The following is a 1,071-nucleotide window of genomic DNA, read 5'->3' on the forward strand; positions in this document are numbered from 1 at the left end:
TCCTCCGCATATCTACGCATTTCACTGCTACACGCGGAATTCCATCCCCCTCTGCCGTACTCTAGCCTTGCAGTCACAAATGCAGTTCCCAGGTTGAGCCCGGGGATTTCACATCTGTCTTGCAAGACCGCCTGCGCACGCTTTACGCCCAGTAATTCCGATTAACGCTCGCACCCTACGTATTACCGCGGCTGCTGGCACGTAGTTAGCCGGTGCTTATTCTTCAGGTACCGTCATTACCCCAGGGTATTAGCCCAGAGCGTTTCTTCCCTGACAAAAGCGGTTTACAACCCGAAGGCCTTCTTCCCGCACGCGGCATGGCTGGATCAGGCTTGCGCCCATTGTCCAAAATTCCCCACTGCTGCCTCCCGTAGGAGTCTGGGCCGTGTCTCAGTCCCAGTGTGGCTGGTCGTCCTCTCAGACCAGCTACAGATCGCAGGCTTGGTAGGCCTTTACCCCACCAACTACCTAATCTGATATCGGCCGCTCCAATAGCGCGAGGTCTTGCGATCCCCCGCTTTCACCCTTAGGTCGTATGCGGTATTAATCCGGCTTTCGCCGGGCTATCCCCCACTACTGGGCACGTTCCGATATATTACTCACCCGTTCGCCACTCGTCGCCAGGTTGCCCCGCGTTACCGTTCGACTTGCATGTGTAAGGCATGCCGCCAGCGTTCAATCTGAGCCAGGATCAAACTCTTCAGTTCGATCTTGAATCTACTCATTGGAATCGAAGTGAACTTCACTTCATTTCCATGAGCGTTTAAGGTCATAGAGACCTGATGCAGTGTCGCCACCACATCTGGCACTCGCCTCAAACGCCCACGCTTATCGGCTGTATGTTGTTAAAGAACAGTCGCTCCGCTTTCGCATCGCGCCGCTGACGTTCAATCAGCGAAGCCTTGCATTATGACTTGTTTTTGAAAACCGTGTCAAGCGCTTGGCTGCTTTTTTGCTGATTCGCTTTGCTTGCAATCCATCCGAACCGCAGCACCAAACTTCGTCAGCAGAGCCAAAGATTATGACACGCTTTTTTCAGCACCGTCAAGCCTCTTCAGCCCGCCTTCACCG

General features: G+C 54.0%; 1 rRNA gene. It reads right to left on the bottom strand.

The annotated features are described in order from the left end of the window. A 16S ribosomal RNA gene (locus EOE66_RS21605) occupies positions 1-707 on the bottom strand; the annotation flags it as partial. Positions 708-1,071: the final 364 nt, after the last annotated feature.

Origin of the sequence: Rubrivivax rivuli, assembly GCF_004016505.1 — a bacterium.
GTDB lineage: Bacteria > Pseudomonadota > Gammaproteobacteria > Burkholderiales > Burkholderiaceae_C > Rubrivivax > Rubrivivax rivuli.